This is a genomic window from Streptomyces sp. NPDC111606 (assembly GCF_055656945.1).
Map to the genome: position 1 here is coordinate 1319224 of NZ_JBVKBY010000001.1, position 15783 is coordinate 1335006.

The following is a 15783-nucleotide window of genomic DNA, read 5'->3' on the forward strand; positions in this document are numbered from 1 at the left end:
ATGACCCGCGCCACCGACCAACCTCCGATAGCCGAGGCACCGGGCGCGCCCGCGACGGCCGCCCCCTCCGAGGTCGAGCTGCTCATCGGCGGGATGACCTGCGCCTCCTGCGCGGCCCGCGTCGAGAAGAAGCTCAACCGCATGGACGGCGTGACCGCCACGGTGAACTACGCGACGGAGAAGGCGAAGGTCAGCTTCCCCGCGGGCATCCAGGTCGCCGACCTGATCGCCACCGTGCACAGGACGGGGTACACGGCCGAGGAGCCGGCTCCCCCGGAACCCGCGCCCGAGGATTCCCCCGAAGACCCCGAACTGACCGGCTACCGCCGGCGTCTGACCGTCTCCGCCCTGCTCGCCGTACCCGTCATCCTGCTGTCGATGGTCCCGGCCCTGCAGTTCGACAACTGGCAGTGGCTCGCGCTCACCCTCGCCTCGCCGGTCGTCGTCTGGGGCGGGCTGCCCTTCCACCGGGCCGCGTTCACGAACGCCCGGCACGGCGCGGCGACCATGGACACGCTGATCTCGATGGGCACCCTGGCGGCGTACGGCTGGTCGCTGTGGGCGCTGTTCCTCGGCGACGCGGGCATGCCCGGCATGCACGACACCTTCGAGTTCACCGTCTCCCGTACGGACGGCGCCTCGCAGATCTACCTCGAAGTGGCCTCCGGGGTCGTCACCTTCATCCTCCTCGGCCGCTATCTGGAGGCCCGCTCCAAGCGCCGCGCGGGAGCGGCGCTGCGCGCCCTGATGGAGCTCGGCGCGAAGGACGTCGCCGTACTGCGCGACGGAAGTGAGGTCCGCGTCCCGGTCGGCCGGCTGGCGGTCGGCGACCGGTTCGTCGTCCGGCCCGGCGAGAAGATCGCCACCGACGGCACCGTCGTCGAGGGCGCCTCCGCGGTGGACGCGTCCATGCTGACCGGCGAGTCCGTCCCGGTCGACGTGACGGTCGGGGACGCGGTCACCGGCGCGACGGTCAACGCGGGCGGGCGGCTGGTCGTCGAGGCGACCCGGATCGGCGGCGACACGCAGCTCGCGCGGATGGCGAAGCTGGTGGAGGACGCACAGAACGGCAAGGCCGAGGTGCAGCGGCTCGCCGACCGGATCTCCGCGGTGTTCGTACCGGCGGTCATCCTCCTCGCGGTCGCCACCTTCGGCGCCTGGCTCGGTCTCACCGCCGACACGGTCGCCGCCTTCACCGCGGCCGTCGCCGTGCTGATCATCGCCTGCCCGTGCGCCCTGGGCCTGGCCACGCCGACGGCCCTCATGGTCGGCACGGGACGCGGCGCGCAGCTCGGCATCCTGATCAAGGGCCCCGAGGTGCTGGAGTCCACCCGCCGGGTCGACACCGTCGTGCTGGACAAGACCGGCACGGTCACCACCGGCCGCATGACCCTCCAGAAGGTGTACGCCGGCGAGGGCGCCGACGAGGACGAGGTGCTGCGGCTCGCGGGCGCCGTGGAGCACGCCTCCGAGCACCCCGTCGCCCGGGCGGTCGCCGTGGGCGCGGAACAGCGCCTCGGGCGGTTGCCGCAGGTCGAGGGGTTCGAGAACGTGCCCGGGCGAGGCGTACGCGGGCGCGTGGAGGGCCGTGACGTGGTCGTGGGACGCCTCTACGACGTACTGCCCATCGGGCTGGCACGCGCCAAGGAAGAGGCCGAGAGGGACGGTCGTACGGCCGTCGTGGTCGGGTGGGACGGGACCGCCCGCGGTGTCGTCGCCGTCGCGGACGCGGTGAAGGAGACCAGCGCCGAGGCGGTGCGCGAGCTGCGCGCGCTGGGGCTCAGGCCCGTGCTGCTGACCGGGGACAACCGGGCGGTCGCCGAGGCGGTGGCGGACGCGGTCGGCATCGGTACCGATGAGGTGATCGCGGAGGTCCCGCCCGAGGACAAGGTCGAGGCCGTACGGCGACTGCGGCGCGAGGGGCGCTGTGTGGCCATGGTGGGCGACGGCGTCAACGACGCGGCCGCGCTTGCCACCGCGGATCTGGGTCTTGCCATGGGGACGGGGACGGACGCGGCGATCGAGGCGAGCGATCTGACGCTGGTGCGCGGTGATCTGCGGGTGGCGGCGGACGCCATCCGGCTGTCACGGCGGACGCTCGCCACGATCAAGGGCAACCTCGTGTGGGCCTTCGGGTACAACGTCGCCGCGTTGCCGCTGGCCGCGGCGGGGTTGCTGAATCCGATGATCGCGGGGGCGGCGATGGCCTTTTCGTCGGTTTTCGTGGTGTCGAACAGCCTGCGACTTCGGACTTTTCGGTGAAGGCTACGGACTTTTCGGCGAAGTCCGAGTAAGAACCCCTCTGGAGTCCGGCGCCAGGCTCACATAAGCTCTTCACAAGACTCGCGCATCGTCCTTACGCTTGAGTCCCGATCGCCATATCGGGGCTCTTGCGTACCTAACGGACATACGCAAGAGACGCAGATCACAGTGATGTGAACGTAACCATCGAAGGGGTTCGAAGGTCTAAGTTGACGATGTCAGGCAGCGTCTTGGGGGGCGTTGGTTGGCATCTGAGGATGTCTTGGGGGACTTCCTCAGAGTTGCGTTGCCGGGGCACGTACGTCGGGAAGCTTTGAGCGGCCCTCCCGACCGTGCGCTGTCCCGGCAGACCGCACACAGCAGTAGTACGGCGAGTTCTGCTCGTTTTGCTCAACTGCACGGCAGTAACACAGCGATTCAGGCGCTGTTCTCTCAGACGCCCGGCCGGATCCCGTGGGGGGAATCCGCACCGGGACATGGGAAGGCGCCCTGGACGTCGGCCCGTGGGGGGACCGCCGCCAGGGCGCCTTCTACTATCCGCACCCGCCCGGCACGAGTCGCGCTCCACGACGCCCGCGACCGCGCGGGCACAGCGGCCGGCCCAGCCGCCCCATGACCCGGCCGACACTGCGGAACCCCGGTGCACACCACCGGCGAGACACCGAAGAGGTTCGCCTCCCACCGGCACGCCCCGCGAGCACCGGCTCCCGTACGCGCCACCTGCCATGAGGCGCCCCACGCCCGAGGCGCGGCACCGGGAAGCACCCCGCACGCGCGAGCCCCACACCCGACCGAAGCCGCGCGCAGGGCTCTGCATACGAGACCCGAGCGACCGGGCGCCGAGAAGCGCCGCGCCCCTCGCCCGCAGATGCCGACACCTCCCGGCCGGCAACGCAGCCACGCCGCCCTGGCCGCAGCCGACCGCGCCTACGCCACCACCCGTCGACCAGGCACCAGAGGACGGGCTCCCGCACTCGCAGGCGACAAGCAACCCGAACGCCCAAGCCCCGACCAGGGGCGGCGGCACCTGGCGGTACACCGGGAAGGACACCGCCAGAGGCCCTCCGCCGCCGCGCACCCAAGAGCCCACCGGCCCAAGCCGTGTGCAGGGCTCCGCATGCGCCATCCGGACGACCGGGCGCCGAGAAGCGCCGCGCCACTCCACCGACAGCCGCCGGCCCTCCGCGCCCTCGACCCAGCCCTAGCCGCAACCGACCGTGACGACGACGACGCCTGCCAGGCAGAGGACCGGCTCGCGCCCCACCCGAGACGCCCTGCACCCCGACCCGGGACACCGAGAACCACCCCGCACGCACAAGAGCCCCACGCCCGACCGAAGTCGTGCGCAGGGCTCTGCATACGAGATCCGTGTGACGGCGCCACGTGTCGCGGCGCCCCACCGGCAGGTGTCAGCGCTCCTCGACCGGAACGAAGTCGCGCTCGACCACGCCCGTGTAGATCTGGCGCGGGCGGCCGATGCGGGAACCCGGCTCCTTGATCATCTCGTGCCACTGGGCGATCCAGCCCGGGAGGCGGCCGAGGGCGAACAGGACCGTGAACATCTCGGTCGGGAAGCCCATGGCCCGGTAGATCAGGCCGGTGTAGAAGTCGACGTTCGGGTAGAGGTTGCGCGAGACGAAGTACTCGTCGGAGAGCGCGTGCTCCTCCAGCTTCAGGGCGATGTCCAGCAGCTCGTCGGACTTGCCGAGAGCGGAGAGGACGTCGTGCGCCGCCGCCTTGATGATCTTCGCGCGCGGATCGAAGGACTTGTACACCCGGTGGCCGAAGCCCATCAGGCGGACGCCGTCCTCCTTGTTCTTCACCTTGCGGATGAAGGAGTCGACATCGCCGCCGTTGGCCTGGATGCCCTCGAGCATCTCCAGGACGGACTGGTTGGCACCGCCGTGCAGCGGGCCCCAGAGGGCGGAGATGCCGGCCGAGATCGACGCGAACATGTTCGCCTGCGACGAGCCCACCAGGCGGACCGTCGACGTGGAGCAGTTCTGCTCGTGGTCGGCGTGCAGGATGAGGAGCTTGTCGAGGGCGGAGACCACGACCGGGTCCAGCTCGAACTCCTGGGCCGGGACCGAGAAGGTCATGCGCAGGAAGTTCTCGACGTAACCGAGGTCGTTGCGCGGGTACACGAACGGGTGGCCGATCGACTTCTTGTACGCATACGCCGCGATCGTCGGAAGCTTGGCGAGCAGACGGATCGTCGAGAGGTTGCGCTGCCGCTCGTCGAACGGGTTGTGGCTGTCCTGGTAGAACGTGGACAGCGCCGAGACCACCGACGACAGCATGGCCATCGGGTGGGCGTCGCGCGGGAAGCCCTTGTAGAAGTTCTTGACGTCCTCGTGCAGCAGCGTGTGCTGCGTGATCTCGTTCTTGAACGTCGAGAGCTCGTCGACGGTGGGCAGCTCACCGTTGATCAGCAGGTAGGCCACCTCCAGGAAGGTGGAGCGCTCGGCCAGCTGCTCGATCGGGTAGCCGCGGTACCGGAGGATCCCCTGCTCGCCGTCGAGGTAGGTGATGGCGGATTTATAGGCGGCAGTGTTGCCATATCCGCTGTCCAGCGTCACCAGACCGGTCTGGGCGCGGAGTTTGCCGATGTCAAAGCCCTTGTCGCCGACGGTGCTGTCAATCACCGGGTAGGTGTACTCGCCGTCGCCGTACCGCAGTACTACAGAGTTGTCGCTCACGTCTTCCCTCACCGACGTTGTGCCTCATCTTCGAGGTTGCCCTGACTGTCTCTACCCTCCCCCATTCGGCTCAGGAGAGTGCACTCGGGGTCGACCATTGGGCCTATTGGCGGCACTGAGTGCCGCCAACCTGTCATCCTGCCCGCTGTTTTCCCCATCTGGAAGTGCTCTGTGACCTTCACGACTCGTTTGATCGATCATTTTTTGAGGCGTCTCACGAATCGCCAGGTCAGAAGGGTGTCCGACGGCGGCCCGAAAACAGGTTTCAGGAGCCCGCGAGCCGGAAGTCGAGCGCCGTGCAGCGCCGCCCCGCCGACACCGTGCGCACCGCCTGGCCGATCGCCTTGCGTGAACCGACGAGCACGACCAGCTGCTTGGCCCGGGTCACCGCCGTGTACAGCAGATTCCGCTGGAGCATCATCCATGCTCCCGTGGTGACGGGGATCACCACTGCGGGATATTCACTTCCCTGTGAACGGTGGATGGTCACCGCGTACGCATGCGCCAGCTCGTCCAGTTCGTCGAATTCGTACGGAACCTCCTCGTCCTCGTCCGTCAGCACCGTGAGGCGCTGGTCGACCTGGTCGAGCGAGGTGACCACGCCCACGGTGCCGTTGAAGACGCCGTTCTTCCCTTTCTCGTAATTGTTGCGAATCTGGGTGACCTTGTCGCCGACGCGGAAGACCCGGCCGCCGAACCGCTTCTCCGCGAGATCGGGGCGCCCGGGGGTGATGGCCTGCTGGAGCAGGCCGTTCAGCGTGCCCGCGCCTGCCGGGCCCCGGTGCATGGGGGCCAGGACCTGGACGTCCCGGCGTGGATCGAGGCCGAACTTGGCCGGAACGCGACGGGCCGCCACGTCCACCGTGAGCCGTCCGGCCTCCTCCGTGTCGTCCTCGACGAAGAGGAAGAAGTCCTTCATGCCGTCGGTGACGGGGTGCTGCCCGGCGTTGATCCGGTGCGCGTTGGTCACCACGCCGGACTGCTGGGCCTGCCGGAACACACGGGTGAGGCGCACGGCGGGGATCGGGCTGCCGTCGGCGAGGAGGTCTCTGAGCACCTCACCCGCGCCGACGCTCGGCAACTGGTCGACGTCCCCGACGAACAGCAGGTGCGCGCCCGGCGGCACCGCCTTCACCAGCTTGTTGGCGAGCAACAGATCCAGCATGGACGCCTCGTCGACGACCACCAGGTCGGCCTGCAGCGGGCGGTCCTTGTCGTACGCCGCGTCGCCGCCGGGCTTGAGCTCCAGGAGGCGATGGACGGTGGAGGCCTCGGCGCCGGTCAGCTCGGCCAGGCGCTTGGCGGCCCGGCCGGTGGGGGCGGCCAGCACGACCCTGGCCTTCTTCGCGCGTGCCAGCTCCACGATCGAGCGGACCGTGAAGGACTTGCCGCAGCCGGGGCCGCCGGTGAGGACGGCGACCTTCTTCGTCAGCGCCAGCTTGACGGCGGCCTCCTGCTCGGGGGCGAGGTCCGCGCCCGTACGGCCCTTCAGCCAGCCGAGCGCCTTGTCCCAGGCCACGTCGTGGAAGCCCGGCATCCGGTCCTCGTCGGTGCGCAGCAGGCGCAACAGCTGGGCGGAGAGGGCGAGTTCGGCCCGGTGGAAGGGGACGAGGTAGACGGCTGTCACGGGTTCGGCGTGGCCGTCGGGACCGGGCACCTTTTCCCGTACGACACCGGGGTCGCCGCCGTCCTCCGGGACCTGGGCGAGGTCGGCCAGGCACTCGATGACGAGCCCCGTGTCGACCTGGAGCAGCTTCACCGCGTCGGCGATCAGGCGCTCCTCGGGGAGGTAGCAGTTGCCCTGGTCGGTGGCCTGCGACAGCGCGTACTGCAGGCCCGCCTTGACCCGCTCCGGGCTGTCGTGCGGGATGCCGACGGACTGGGCGATCTTGTCGGCGGTGAGGAAGCCGATGCCCCAGACGTCGGCGGCGAGCCGGTACGGCTGGTTCTTCACGACCGAGATCGAGGCGTCGCCGTACTTCTTGTAGATCCGCACGGCGATGGAGGTGGACACCTCGACGGTCTGGAGGAAGAGCATGACCTCCTTGATCGCCTTCTGTTCCTCCCAGGCGTCGGCGATCTTCTTGGTCCGCTTGGGTCCGAGGCCGGGGACCTCGATGAGCCGCTTCGGCTCCTCCTCGATGATCGTCAGGGTGTCCAGGCCGAAGTGCTGGGTGATGCGGTCGGCGAAGACCGGGCCGATGCCCTTGACCAGGCCGGAGCCGAGATAGCGGCGGATGCCCTGGACGGTGGCCGGGAGGACGGTCGTGTAGTTCTCGACGGTGAACTGCTTGCCGTACTGGGGGTGGGAGCCCCAACGGCCCTCCATCCGCAGGGACTCGCCGACCTGGGCGCCGAGCAGCGCGCCGACGACGGTGAGCAGATCGCCGCCGCCTCTGCCGGTGTCGACCCGCGCGACCGTGTAGCCGTTCTCCTCGTTGGCGTACGTGATCCGCTCCAGGACGCCTTCGAGCACCGCCAGTCGCCGCTCGCCCGTGGAACTCCCCGCCTGATTGGACATGATCCGACGCTACCGGTCGGGTACGACAACGCGGGACGGCTGTGGACACGGCGGCGGGCAGCAGTCAGCCCGCCTGTGACCTCACGTGGTCGATGACCCGCTGGAAGTCCTCGTCCGGCGAGAACTCCACGAACTCGCAGTCCTCCAGGGCCACGGGGACATGGCCGGGCCCCCAGTAGTACGCCTGGCCCGCCTCGTAGTACTCCTCGCCCTCGGGCGTCAGCACCCGCAGCCGGCCCTTGAGCAGGTAGCCCCAGTGCGGGCACGGGCAGGCGTCGCCTTCGAGGCCCTTGAGGGCGGGGCCCATGTCCGTGCCCTCCGGCAAGGTGATGTAGCCGACGGACATGCCGCCGCCGATCGTCATGGCGCGCACGTCCACGCCGTCGCCGCCGAGGACGACGGGCACGTCGTCGCGAGTCGCTGCCGTCATGATCCCTCCGCTCCGGCCCGCACGGGGCCTGGGGAAACGCCCCCGCTCTTCCAGCCTGAGCCGCCCCGGAGCCGGCCGCGACACCACAGGGCCGACATCACGATCCGGTTTCGGGATGTGGTTGAGGGGTTGATTAACGGCCGTGTAATCGATTCCAATCCTCCGTACACGTCGATGTAATCGATTCCACGGCCATCGACGACGAACGATCCACAAGGAGGTGGAGCGGCGATGGCGAGCATCAAGGACGTCGCTGCCGAGGCGGGCGTGTCCGTCGCCACGGTCTCGCGCGTCCTGAACGACCATCCGTCGGTCAGCGCCGAGGCACGCGCACGCGTGCTGGCGGCCGTCGAGACCCTGGGCTACCGCCCGAACGCCGTCGCCCGCTCCCTGCGCACGGACCAGACCCACACCCTCGGCCTGGTCATCAGCGACGTGATGAACCCCTACTTCACCGAACTGGCCCGCTCCGTCGAGGAGGAGGCCCGCGCGCTCGGCTACAGCGTCATCATCGGCAACGCCGACGAGCGGCCCGACCTTCAGGACCATCACGTACGGAACCTGCTGGACCGGCGCATCGACGGACTCCTCGTCTCCCCCACCGACGGCGGCTCGCCGCTGATGCTGGACGCCGCCCGCGCGGGGACGCCGATGGTGTTCGTGGACCGGTGGATCCCGGGCGTGGACGTGCCGGTGGTGCGGTCGGACGGGCGCGCTGCCGTCCGGGACCTCGTGGCGCATCTGCACGGGCTCGGGCACCGGCGGCTGGCGATCATCGCCGGCCCGGCGGCGACCACGACCGGCCGGGAGCGCGTGGAGGCCTTCCGCGAGGCGCTCGGCGCGTACGGCCTCGAACTCCCCGACGCCTACATAGGCCAGGGCGACTTCCAGGCCGAGAGCGGGCGGCGGGTCACCGAGGGCTTCCTCGACCTGCCCGAGCCGCCCGAGGTCGTCTTCGCGGCGGACAACCTGATGGCGCTCGGCGCGCTGGACGCCGTACGCGCGCGTGGGCTGCACGTGCCCGACGACCTCGCGCTGGCCGCCTTCGACGACATCCGGTGGTTCGTGCACACCGATCCGCCGATCACCGCGATCGCCCAGCCGACGGGCGAGCTGGGCCGGGCCGCCGTACGGGCCCTGGTCGACCGCGTCGAGGGACGGCCCGGCGAGTCCGTGACCCTCCCCGCCCGTCTCGTCGTACGCCGCTCGTGCGGCGAGCAACCGGCTTCCCCGGAACCGTCCCCCGTAACGAACAGGAGCCAGTCGTGAGCAACGCGGACGAGTTGCTGCGCATCGAGGGCATACGGAAGACCTTCCCGGGCGTGGTCGCCCTGGACGGCGTCGACTTCGACCTGCGCCGCGGCGAGGTGCATGTGCTGCTCGGTGAGAACGGCGCGGGCAAGAGCACCCTCATCAAGATGCTTTCCGGCGCCTACACGCCCGACGCCGGGCGGATCCTGGTCGGCGGCGAGGAGACGCGCATCCACGGTGCGCAGGACTCCGAGCGCCTCGGGATCGCCACCATCTACCAGGAGTTCAACCTCGTCCCCGATCTGACGGTCGCCGAGAACATCTTCCTGGGGAGGCAGCCGCGCCGCTTCGGGATGATCGACCGCAAGCGGATGGAGGCCGACGCCGAGGTCCTGCTGAAGCGCGTCGGTGTCAACGTGTCCCCGCGCGCGCGTGTGCGTGAACTCGGCATCGCACGGCTGCAGATGGTCGAGATCGCGAAGGCGCTCAGCCTGGACGCACGCGTGCTCATCATGGACGAGCCGACGGCCGTGCTGACCTCCGAGGAGGTCGAGAAGCTCTTCTCGATCGTGCGCCGGCTGCGCGAGGACGGCGTCGGGATCGTCTTCATCACGCATCACCTGGAGGAGATCTCTGCCCTGGGCGACCGGGTGACGGTCATCCGGGACGGCAGGAGCGTCGGGCAGGTCCCGGCCGCCACGCCCGAGGACGAGCTCGTACGGCTCATGGTGGGCCGCTCGATCGAGCAGCAGTACCCGCGTGAACGCGCCGACCAGGGCGCCGCGTTGCTCACCGTCGAGGGGCTGACCAGCGACGGCGTCTTCCACGACGTCAGCTTCGAGGTGCACGCCGGTGAGGTGGTCGGCATCGCGGGGCTGGTCGGCGCCGGACGTACCGAGGTCGTGCGGGCGGTGTTCGGGGCGGACCCGTACGACAAGGGGGCCGTGAAGGTCGCCGGGTCCTCCGTCCCGAAGTACGACGTCAACGCGGCGATGACCGCGGGCATCGGACTCATCCCCGAGGACCGCAAGGGCCAGGGTCTGGTGCTGGACGCCTCCGTCGAGGAGAACCTCGGCCTGGTGACGCTGCGGTCCGCCACGCGCGCGGGTCTCGTCGACCTGAAGGGCCAGCGCGAGGCGGCCGCGCGGATCGCGGGGCAGCTCGGCGTGCGGATGGCGGGTCTCGGGCAGCACGTGCGCACGCTCTCCGGCGGCAATCAGCAGAAGGTCGTCATCGGCAAGTGGCTGCTCGCCGACACCAAGGTGCTGATCCTCGACGAGCCCACGCGCGGGATCGACGTCGGCGCCAAGGTCGAGATCTACCAGCTCATCAACGAACTGACCGCGGCCGGCGCCGCCGTCCTCATGATCTCCAGCGATCTGCCGGAGGTCCTCGGCATGAGCGACCGGGTCCTGGTGATGGCCCAGGGCCGGATCGCCGGCGAACTCACGGCCGACGAGGCCACCCAGGACTCCGTGATGGCACTCGCCGTCAGCAACCCCACCACCGACAAGACCGGAACGGAGGCCCCCCGTGGCCACTGAGACGCTCAAGAGCACGCCGGGCGCGAGTGGCGCCTCGGGGCTTCGCCGAATCCTGCTCGACAACGGCGCGCTGACCGCACTGATCGTCCTCGTCATCGCCATGTCGGCGCTGTCCGGCGACTTCCTGACCACCGACAACCTCCTCAACGTCGGCGTCCAGGCGGCCGTGACCGCCATCCTCGCCTTCGGCGTCACGTTCGTGATCGTCTCGGCGGGCATCGACCTGTCGGTCGGTTCGGTGGCGGCCCTGTCGGCCACCGTGCTGGCGTGGACAGCGACCTCGCACGGGGTGCCGGTCTTCATAGCGGTCCTGCTGGCCGTCGCGACCGGCATCGCGGCCGGTCTCGTCAACGGCTTCCTCATCGCGTACGGCAAACTCCCGCCGTTCATCGCGACGCTCGCGATGCTCTCGGTGGCCCGCGGTCTGTCGCTGGTGATCTCCGAGGGCTCGCCGATCGCCCTCCCCGACTCCGTCTCGCACCTCGGTGACACGCTCGGCGGCTGGCTGCCGGTGCCGGTGCTCGTGATGATCGTGATGGGTCTGATCGCCGCCTTCGTGCTCGGCCGGACCTACATCGGCCGCTCGATGTACGCGATCGGCGGCAACGAGGAGGCCGCGCGCCTGTCGGGGCTGCGCGTGAAGAAGCAGAAGCTCGCCATCTACGCCCTGTCCGGCGTCTTCGCCGCCGTCGCGGGCGTCGTGCTCGCCGCCCGGCTGTCCTCCGCGCAGCCGCAGGCCGCCGACGGCTACGAGCTGGACGCGATCGCCGCGGTCGTCATCGGCGGCGCCTCGCTCGCGGGCGGCACCGGCAAGGCGTCCGGCACCCTGATCGGCGCGCTGATCCTGGCGGTGCTGCGCAACGGCCTGAACCTGCTGAACGTGTCCGCCTTCTGGCAGCAGGTCGTCATCGGCGTCGTGATCGCGCTGGCGGTCCTCTTCGACACGCTGCGCCGCAAGGCCGGGGCCACCCCCGTGGCGGCCGGCACCGGCGGCGGCAAGGGCAAGCAGGCGGGAACGTACGCGCTCGCGGCGGTCGTCACCGTGGCGATCGTGGGGGCGACCTCCTTCCTGCACAACGGCTCGTCCTCGTCGTCGAACCCGAAGATGGGGCTGTCCCTGTCCACCCTCAACAACCCCTTCTTCGTGCAGATCCGGGCGGGCGCCCAGGCCGAGGCGAAGAAGCTCGGCATCGACCTGACCGTCACGGACGCCCAGAACGACGCCTCCCAGCAGGCCAACCAGCTGCAGAACTTCACCAGTTCGAGCGTCGGCGCGATCATCGTCAACCCGGTGGACTCCGACGCGGCCAGCAACTCCGTGAAGGCCGCCGACAAGGCGAAGATCCCGGTCATCGCCGTCGACCGGGGCGTCAACAACGCGCGGACCGAGGCCCTGGTCGCCTCCGACAACGTCGCCGGCGGTGAACTCGCCGCCAAGACGGTCGCCGAGAAGCTCGGCGGCAAGGGGAAGATCGTGATCCTCCAGGGCCAGGCGGGCACCTCCGCGGCCCGTGAGCGCGCGCAGGGCTTCGCGAACGGCCTCAAGGCCTACCCGGGCATCCAGGTCGTCGCGCAGCAGCCGGCCGACTTCGACCGCACCAAGGGACTCGACGTGATGTCGAACCTGCTCCAGGCCCACCCGGACGTCCAGGGCGTCATCGCCGCCAACGACGAGATGGCGCTGGGCGCGATCAAGGCCCTGGGTTCCAAGGCCGGCAAGTCGGTCTCCGTGGTCGGCTTCGACGGCACCCCCGACGGCCTGAACGCGGTCAAGGGCGGCTCGCTGTACGCGTCCGTGGCACAGCAGCCGACCCAGCTCGGCAAGATCGCCGTGGACAACGCGCTCAAGGCATTTCAGGGCAAGAAGGTCGAGCAGATGGTGAAGGTGCCGGTGAAGGTGGTCACGAAGGAGAACGTGGCCGGCTTCGGCGGCTGACGTCCGGCCGACATCCGGCCGACATCGGGGAACGGCGAACGGGCGGGCGGTCGTTGCAGGAGCATTGGACCTGGTGACGGCCGCCCGCCGCACGTCACCACGGGGACCTATCAGGGGAGCAACCTCATGTACGACTACGACCTCCTGGTCGTAGGGTCGGCCAACGCCGACCTGGTGATCGGCGTCGAGCGTCGGCCGGGGGCCGGCGAGACCGTGCTCGGCTCCGATCTGGCCGTCCACCCGGGCGGCAAGGGCGCGAACCAGGCCGTCGCGGCCGCCCGGCTCGGGGCCCGTACGGCCCTGCTGGCCCGGGTCGGCGACGACGCGCACGGCCGGCTGCTGCTCGACTCGCAGCGGGAGTCCGGCGTCGACACGGTGGGCGTCCTGGTCGGCGGCGCGCCGACCGGCGTCGCGCTGATCACGGTGGACCCGTCCGGGGACAACAGCATCGTCGTCTCGCCGGGAGCCAACGGCAGGCTCACCCCGCAGGACGTACGGGCCGCCGCGAGCCTCTTCCAGGCGTCGCGGGTGGTGTCGGTCCAGCTGGAGATCCCGCTGGAGACGGTCGTCGAGGTGGTCCGCAGCCTGGCGGACGGCAGCCGTTTCGTGCTGAACCCCTCGCCGCCGCGCCCGCTGCCGGCCGAGGTGCTGGCGGCGTGCGACCCGCTGATCGTGAACGAGCACGAGGCGAAGGTGATCCTCGGCGACTCCGCGGTGGGCGACACCCCCGAGGACTGGGCGCGGATCCTGCTCGCGAAGGGGCCCCGCTCGGTGGTCGTGACCCTGGGCGCCGAGGGCGCTCTGGTGGCCTCCGCCAAGGGTGTGACGCGGGTTCCGTCCGTGAAGGTGGACGCGGTGGACACGACGGGGGCGGGCGACGCCTTCACGGCCGCGCTGGCGAGGCGGCTCGGCACGGGCGCGTCCCTTGCCGAGGCGGCGGCGTACGCGGCCCGGGTCGGCGCGGTGGCCGTGACGCGGGAGGGCGCACAGGTGTCCTTCCCGACGGCGGCGGAGGTCGAAGCACTGGGCCGTGCCGATTTGGGCGACGCCCCCCGGACCCCCGGCAGGGAGTCGGACGGCGCGTCCGGCGCGTCCTCGCAGGGTGAGTCCTGATGAAGCGTGCCGGAATCCTGAACCGCCACCTCTCCGGCGCCCTCGCCGAGCTTGGCCACGGCGACGGCGTGCTGGTGTGCGACGCGGGCATGCCGATACCCGACGGCCCGCGGGTCGTGGACCTGGCTTTCCGTGCCGGGGTGCCGTCGTTCGCCGAGGTCCTGGACGGCCTGCTGGCCGAGCTGGTGGTGGAGGGCGCGACGGCGGCGCAGGAGATCCGCGAGGCGAACCCCGCGGCGGCCACGCTGCTGGACGGGGAGTTTCCCGAACTGCGGCTGGTCACGCACGAGCGGCTCAAGGAGCTGTCGGCCGGGGCGCGGCTGGTCGTACGGACCGGCGAGGCGCGGCCGTACGCAAATGTGCTGCTGCGCTGCGGGGTCTTTTTCTAGGACGCTTCGAGTTCCGGAGAGCTCCAAAGTTCCCAGGAACGTTTCGAGGGGCCCGGTCCGTCGACCGGGCCCCTCGGGTTTCCCTCCCCATCAGAACCCCCGCGATCCCCCCAGATCCCCCTCCAAGAGTCCTGATGCCAAGTACGACCGGCGAGGTGCGGGAAGGGTTGCACGGTCTCCGCGGAATTTTTTTCGGACTGTCTTCAGCGCGCCAGGGAACCGGGACAGTCGTAGCGTTTCAGACATGTCAGAGGTAGATGCAAACCCCCTCACGTCCCTCCAGGACGACGTGCTCGACGAGCTCGGCGACCGCCGGATCGGGGACATCGCAGGGCTGCTGGGCACGGACGAGGCGGGGGCCCGGCAGATGGTCGGTACGACGGTGGCGGCGCTGTCCGGCGAGGCGGAGGCCGTCGCGACGCCGCACGACGCCCCGCTCACCGGCGTGGCCACCGTGGGCGGCTTCGCGACCGGCGGCCTCATGGCCGGGCTGCTGGCCAAGGAGGCCGAGCCGGTCGCGGACGCGGTGGCGCGCAGGACGGGCCTGCCCCAGGACGCCGTGTCCCGGGTGGTGGAAATGCTGGTTCCGGTGGTGCCGGCGGTGCTCACGAAGCGGGCGGCCGGCAGGTAGGCGCGAGAAGTCGCGTGGGCTGTCCGCGACGCCGATGATTGAGGAGTCAGGGCGAGAAGGTGAATGATCACGAGCGATCGCGAGCCGCGCAAGGCACGTTCCTCCTCACGGCAGGCGCCCGACGGGGCGCGGATGTCCGCCGCCGATGCCATACGGTCCGCGATGGAACAGCTCAGTGAGCTGCTGGGGAGGGCTCCCGAGTCGGTTTCCTCGCTGAAGCCGACGGATCAGGGCTGGGAAGCCGACGTCGAGGTCGTGGAACTGGAACGCATTCCCGAGACGACCAGCGTGATGGCCAGCTACCAGGTGGTTCTGGACCGGGAGGGGCAGCTGGTGTCGTACAAGCGCGGGCGTCGTTACACGCGCTCGCAGGTGGACAGGCCGGATCACCGCTAGGCAATGACCCTTTCGCCAGGAATCTCTGATAAGCCGGTTTTATCGGAGATTCCCCGGGAAGTCGGATTTTGCTGATTTCACCGGAAGCCGAGCCGGAAGGGAAGACACCGTGACTGTGGTGCCACAGGGCAACGGCGGCGGCGGTGTCCCCGGCGCCGCCGGAGGCGGCTCGGGGAACCTCTACGACGTGCTGGAACTCGTCCTCGACAGGGGCCTGGTCATCGACGCGTTCGTGCGGGTGTCCCTGGTAGGCATCGAGATCCTGAAGATCGACGCGCGGGTGGTCGTGGCCAGTGTCGACACGTATCTGCGCTTCGCCGAGGCAACCAACCGGCTGGATCTGGAGTCGGGCAGCAAGTCGCCCGCGCAGCTGACCGACCTCGTCGGAGGCTCCGTCGAGAGCGGGGCACGCGGCAAGAGCAAAGGGGCGCTGTCGGGCGCGGTCGAGGCGATCACCGATTCCTTCAAGGGCGACGGTGACGAGGACGAAGCCGCGGACGAGGACACGGACGACGAGCGGGAGCGCAGGCCGGCGCGCGACAACCGGCGTGAGCGTTCCGAACGCCGTTCGGAACGCCGCGCCGCACGGGACCGGGAGGAGTGAGCGAGCC

The 15783-nt window shown here is 70.2% G+C and carries 12 protein-coding genes; 9 read left to right on the forward strand and 3 right to left on the reverse strand.

What is annotated here, in order from left to right:
- Positions 1 to 2262, forward strand: a complete 2262-nt coding sequence (locus ACZ7M7_RS05985; protein WP_472113181.1) for a heavy metal translocating P-type ATPase — start codon at positions 1 to 3, stop codon at positions 2260 to 2262.
- Positions 2263 to 3671: 1409 nt separating this feature from the next.
- Here ACZ7M7_RS05985 and ACZ7M7_RS05990 read toward each other — a convergent pair.
- The 3 genes from ACZ7M7_RS05990 to ACZ7M7_RS06000 all read right to left on the reverse strand — a co-directional run bounded on the left by ACZ7M7_RS05990 (position 3672) and on the right by ACZ7M7_RS06000 (position 7912).
- Entirely contained in the window at positions 3672 to 4961 is a 1290-nt protein-coding gene (locus ACZ7M7_RS05990; protein WP_214335589.1) for a citrate synthase, read from the reverse strand.
- A gap of 265 nt (positions 4962 to 5226) precedes the next feature.
- Positions 5227 to 7482 carry an SF1B family DNA helicase RecD2 gene (gene recD2 / locus ACZ7M7_RS05995; RefSeq protein WP_383633498.1) on the reverse strand — a complete coding sequence of 752 codons (2256 nt, stop codon included), beginning with the start codon at positions 7480 to 7482 and terminating at the stop codon, positions 5227 to 5229.
- Positions 7483 to 7546: 64 nt separating this feature from the next.
- On the reverse strand, positions 7547 to 7912 hold the full coding sequence (locus tag ACZ7M7_RS06000; protein WP_383609257.1) for a cupin domain-containing protein: 366 nt from the start codon (positions 7910 to 7912) through the stop codon (positions 7547 to 7549).
- 231 nt (positions 7913 to 8143) lie between these two features.
- Between ACZ7M7_RS06000 and ACZ7M7_RS06005 the strand changes: the two genes are divergently transcribed.
- From ACZ7M7_RS06005 to gvpJ, 8 genes are all read left to right on the forward strand, one after another.
- Entirely contained in the window at positions 8144 to 9181 is a 1038-nt protein-coding gene (locus tag ACZ7M7_RS06005) for a LacI family DNA-binding transcriptional regulator (RefSeq protein ID WP_472113185.1), read from the forward strand.
- Positions 9178 to 10707, forward strand: a complete 1530-nt coding sequence (locus tag ACZ7M7_RS06010) for a sugar ABC transporter ATP-binding protein (protein WP_383609250.1) — start codon at positions 9178 to 9180, stop codon at positions 10705 to 10707. The genes ACZ7M7_RS06005 and ACZ7M7_RS06010 overlap by 4 nt, the downstream gene beginning before the upstream one ends.
- Complete coding sequence (locus tag ACZ7M7_RS06015) at positions 10697 to 12643, forward strand: ABC transporter permease/substrate-binding protein (RefSeq protein ID WP_383609247.1); 1947 nt, start codon at positions 10697 to 10699, stop codon at positions 12641 to 12643. Before ACZ7M7_RS06010 ends, ACZ7M7_RS06015 begins: the two co-directional genes overlap by 11 nt.
- 126 nt (positions 12644 to 12769) lie before the next feature.
- Positions 12770 to 13756: a ribokinase gene (locus ACZ7M7_RS06020; protein ID WP_472113189.1), complete on the forward strand. Its 987-nt coding sequence runs from the start codon at positions 12770 to 12772 to the stop codon at positions 13754 to 13756.
- Entirely contained in the window at positions 13756 to 14145 is a 390-nt protein-coding gene (gene rbsD / locus ACZ7M7_RS06025) for a D-ribose pyranase (protein ID WP_472113192.1), read from the forward strand. Before ACZ7M7_RS06020 ends, rbsD begins: the two co-directional genes overlap by 1 nt.
- Positions 14146 to 14389: 244 nt before the next feature.
- Positions 14390 to 14776, forward strand: coding sequence for a DUF937 domain-containing protein (locus tag ACZ7M7_RS06030; protein WP_451178548.1), 387 nt, complete (start codon positions 14390 to 14392; stop codon positions 14774 to 14776).
- A gap of 63 nt (positions 14777 to 14839) precedes the next feature.
- On the forward strand, positions 14840 to 15172 hold the full coding sequence (locus tag ACZ7M7_RS06035) for a gas vesicle protein GvpO (protein WP_472113195.1): 333 nt from the start codon (positions 14840 to 14842) through the stop codon (positions 15170 to 15172).
- A 115-nt stretch (positions 15173 to 15287) separates the two neighbouring features.
- A complete protein-coding gene (gene gvpJ, locus ACZ7M7_RS06040) occupies positions 15288 to 15776 on the forward strand; it encodes a gas vesicle protein GvpJ (RefSeq protein ID WP_383609342.1) in 489 nt (162 codons plus the stop codon).
- Positions 15777 to 15783 lie beyond the last annotated feature (7 nt).

Bases quoted from the DNA above. Each gene is read 5' to 3' on its own strand.
- ACZ7M7_RS05985 (WP_472113181.1), top strand. From the start codon at position 1: ATGACCCGCGCCACCGACCAACCTCCGATAGCCGAGGCACCGGGCGCG.
- recD2 (WP_383633498.1), bottom strand. From the start codon at position 7,482: ATGTCCAATCAGGCGGGGAGTTCCACGGGCGAGCGGCGACTGGCGGTG.
- ACZ7M7_RS06000 (WP_383609257.1), bottom strand. From the start codon at position 7,912: ATGACGGCAGCGACTCGCGACGACGTGCCCGTCGTCCTCGGCGGCGAC.
- ACZ7M7_RS06005 (WP_472113185.1), top strand. From the start codon at position 8,144: ATGGCGAGCATCAAGGACGTCGCTGCCGAGGCGGGCGTGTCCGTCGCC.
- ACZ7M7_RS06020 (WP_472113189.1), top strand. From the start codon at position 12,770: ATGTACGACTACGACCTCCTGGTCGTAGGGTCGGCCAACGCCGACCTG.
- rbsD (WP_472113192.1), top strand. From the start codon at position 13,756: ATGAAGCGTGCCGGAATCCTGAACCGCCACCTCTCCGGCGCCCTCGCC.
- ACZ7M7_RS06030 (WP_451178548.1), top strand. From the start codon at position 14,390: ATGTCAGAGGTAGATGCAAACCCCCTCACGTCCCTCCAGGACGACGTG.
- ACZ7M7_RS06035 (WP_472113195.1), top strand. From the start codon at position 14,840: ATGATCACGAGCGATCGCGAGCCGCGCAAGGCACGTTCCTCCTCACGG.